Genomic DNA, 3,741 nt, shown 5'->3' with positions numbered 1-3,741 from the left:
GACGCCTGGTACGCGCTGGCCGCCACCGACGACGTCGACGTCAACGTCGCGGTGCTGGCCGAGGCGGACCGGCGGCGGATCTTCTGCGTCCGTGCCGACGCGGCGGTGCGGGGCAGCGCGGTGACCCCGGCGACCTTCGGCTACGAGGGCCTGTCGGTGGGGGTGCTCGCCGGGGGCGCACACCGCCGGTCGGCGGCGCTGCGCTCGGCGATCCGGGAGGCGCTGCAGTCCGGGGTGATCGCCGCGGAGACCGCCGAGGTGACCCGGCCGGCGGTGGCGCTGGTCGGAGGCGGCCCCGGCGACCCCGAGCTGATCACCGTGCGTGGCCGCCGGTTGCTGGCCCAGGCCGACGTGGTGGTGGCCGACCGGCTCGCCCCGGCCGAGCTCCTCGCCGACCTGGGCTCGCACGTCGAGGTCATCGACGCCGCCAAGATCCCCTACGGCCGTGCGATGGCCCAGGACGCGATCAACGCGCTGATGATCGACCGGGCCAAGGCGGGCAAGTTCGTGGTGCGGCTCAAGGGCGGCGACCCGTTCGTCTTCGCCCGCGGCTACGAGGAGGTGCTGGCCTGCGCCGACGCCGACATCCCGGTCACCGTGGTTCCCGGTGTGACCAGTGCCATAGCGGTACCCGCCGTGGCCGGTGTCCCGGTCACCCACCGGGGGGTGAACCACGAGTTCGTGGTGGTCAGCGGGCATGTCCCGCCCGGCGATCCCGAATCGTTAGTGAATTGGGATGCGCTGGCCGCGATGACCGGAACGATCGTCTTGCTGATGGGCGTCGAACGCATCGAGCAGTTCAGCGAGGTGCTGCGAAAAGGCGGCAGGCCTGCGGATACGCCGGTGCTGGTGGTTCAGCACGGCACCACCGACGCACAGCGGACGCTGCGCGCCACGCTCGGCGACGTGCCGGAGAAAATTCGCGAAGAGGGCATCCGACCACCGGCGATCATCGTTATCGGGGCCGTTGTGGGGCTCAGCCGGTTTGGGGCTTTAGACAACTCTTAATCTTACTGTAGAGTAGCTGTCCATGACCGCTCTCAACGACGCGCGACCGGCGCCTCCGGTATGGCTGGCAGACGTCGCCGAACCGGTACTTCCCCGGCCAAGAAAGCCAGCGGCACCCGCCTCGACCAGCAGATATGCCCCGGCCTGGCTGCCGGCCCGCCGGTTCGTCGCAGCGGTCATCGCGATCGGCGGCATGCAGCTGATGGCGACGATGGACGGCACCATCGCGATTGTCGCGCTTCCTAAGATTCAGAACGATCTCGGCCTCTCCGACGGCGGCCGCAGCTGGGTGATCACCGCCTATGTGCTGACCTTCGGCGGGTTGATGCTGCTCGGTGGCCGGCTGGGCGACACCATCGGCCGCAAACGCACCTTCATCGCCGGCATCGGACTGTTCACCATCGCGTCGGTGTTGTGCGGGATCGCCTGGGACGCCCCGACATTGGTGATCGCCCGGTTGCTGCAGGGGGTCGGCGCCGCGATCGCCTCGCCGACCGGCCTGGCGCTGGTCGCGACCACCTTCCCGAAGGGGCCGTCACGCAACGCCGCGATGGCGGTGTACGGGGCGATGACCGGCGTCGGCTCGGTGATGGGTCTGGTGGTCGGCGGTGCGCTGACCGAGCTGTCCTGGCGGCTGGCCTTCGTGGTGAACCTGCCGGTCGGGTTGCTGATGATCTATCTGGCCGGCGCCGCGCTGCGGGAGACACAGCGAGAGCGGATGAAGCTGGACGCGACCGGCGCGATGCTGGCCACCCTGGCCTGCAGCGGAGCGGTGCTCGCGTTCTCGCTCGGCCCGGAGAAGGGCTGGGTCTCCGCCCTGACCATCGGCTCCGGCGCGGTGGCCGCCGTCGCGTTCGTGGCGTTCGCCATCGTGGAGCGCACCGCGGAGCACCCGGTGGTGCCGCTCAACCTGTTCTTCGACCGCAACCGGCTGGCCACCTTCGCGGCCATCTTCCTGGCCGGTGGGGTGATGTTCACCCTGACCGTGGTCATCGGCCTGTACGTGCAGGACATCATGGGCTACAGCGCCCTGAAGGCCGGCGTCGGCTTCATCCCGTTCGCGATCGCGATGGGCATCGGGCTGGGCGCCGCTTCCCAGCTGGTGCGGTTCTTCCCGCCGCGGGCGATGGTGATCGCCGGCGGGATCCTGGTGCTCGGCGCGATGCTGTACGGCTCGACGCTGAACGCGGACATCGCGTACTTCCCGAACCTGGTGGTGCCGATCGTGGTGGGCGGCATCGGCATCGGCCTGATCATCGTCCCGTTGGCGCTGGCGGCGATCGCCGGCGTCGGCTTCGACCAGATCGGCCCCACCTCGGCGATCGCGCTGATGTTGCAGAACCTGGGTGGCCCGGTGGTGCTGGCGGTCATCCAGGCCGTGATCACCTCCCGCACGCTGTTCCTGGGCGGGATCAACGGCCCGGTGAAGAACATGGACCACGCCCAGCTGCATGCGCTGGACCAGGGCTACACCTACGGCCTGCTGTGGATCGCCGGAGTGGCGGTAATCGTCGGCGGCGTCGCGTTGCTGATCGGCTACTCCGCCAAGCAGGTGGCGCACGCTCAGGAAGCCCAGGACGCGTTCGGCGCCGGGAACCTGTAGGAGCCAGCAGGCGGGCCGACTTTCATGGCCTCGGTCAGGCCCGGGACCTCGACTGCCGAAGGGGCAGCTGCACCTGAACCTCGACGGTGCGCTGCGGGCGGAACCTTCGCGGAGCTGGCCGGCCGCGTCGATCGCTCAGGGGCTGGCGGCCATCGATGCCTGGCTGGCCTATAGGTAGGCTGTCATCCCATGGCCACGGCGGGCAGGTCTGCGCCGACCGGCCCGGGGCTGTCCACCAGCGTGCTCGGCGTAGCGATCGTGGCGATCACCGGCATGCAGCTGATGTCCACCCTGGACGGCACCATCGTCATCGTCGCGCTGCCCCGGATGCAGGCGGACCTCGGCCTCTCCGATGCCGCGAAGAGCTGGGTGATCACCGCTTACGTGCTGGCCTTCGGTGGCCTGCTGCTGATCGGCGGCCGGGTCGGGGACGCCATCGGGCAGAAGCGGGCGTTCGTCGCCGGCGTCGGGGTGTTCACCATCGCCTCGCTGGTCTGCGGGGTGGCCACCGATCCGGCCACGCTGATCGTCGCCCGGGCGGTGCAGGGGACCGGGGCCGCGGTGGCCGCCCCCACCGGCCTGGCGTTGATCGCCACCACCTACACCGTCGGGCGGGCCCGCAACCAGGCGATGGCGGTGTCGGCGGCCATGCAGGGCCTCGGCTCGGTGCTCGGCCTGATCCTCGGCGGTGCGCTGACGGTGGTGTCCTGGCGGCTGGCGTTCCTGATCAACATCCCGATCGGCATCGTGATCATCGTGATCGCGCTGGCCCGGCTTGCCGAGACCTACACCGAACGGCACCGACTCGACATCCCGGGTGCACTGCTGGCCGCCGCCGGCTGCACCGCCGCGGTGCTGGTCTTCACCCAGGGCCCGCCGCAGGGCTGGCTCAGCCACTGGGTGGTCGGCGCCGCGGTCACCGCCGTGCTGTGTCTGATCGGGTTCCTGGCCGTCGAACGAACCGCGGAGAACCCGCTGGTGCCGTTCGGGGTCTTCGACGACCGCAGCCGGGTGGCGACGTTCGTCGCGTACTTCCTGGCCGGCGGGGTGATGCTCACCGTCAGCGTGATGATCGGCCTGCTGGTTCAGGACGTGCTCGGCTACTCGGCGCTGCGGGCCGGAATCTGCTT

3 protein-coding genes are annotated in these 3,741 nt (G+C 70.2%); all 3 read left to right on the top strand.

What is annotated here, in order from left to right; translation table 11 throughout:
* Nucleotides 1-1,008, top strand: a 1,008-nt coding sequence (gene cobA / locus AC2VNT_RS12585; RefSeq protein WP_486947178.1) for a uroporphyrinogen-III C-methyltransferase, incomplete at its 5' end; no start/stop codon positions are given.
* A gap of 22 nt (nt 1,009-1,030) precedes the next feature.
* Nucleotides 1,031-2,611, top strand: a complete 1,581-nt coding sequence (locus AC2VNT_RS12580) for an MFS transporter (RefSeq protein WP_486947177.1) — start codon at nt 1,031-1,033, stop codon at nt 2,609-2,611.
* A 189-nt stretch (nt 2,612-2,800) separates the two neighbouring features.
* Nucleotides 2,801-3,741: MFS transporter (locus AC2VNT_RS12575; RefSeq protein ID WP_486947176.1), on the top strand; the 941-nt coding region annotated here is incomplete at its 3' end.

The organism is Mycobacterium sp. TH-M15 (genome assembly GCF_057473705.1).
Note: the sequence above shows the minus strand (reverse complement) of the source record. Positions and strands in the feature narration are given on the sequence as shown.

Excerpts from the sequence above, each read along its gene's own strand:
- AC2VNT_RS12580 (WP_486947177.1), top strand. The coding sequence starts at position 1,031 with ATGACCGCTCTCAACGACGCGCGACCGGCGCCTCCGGTATGGCTGGCA.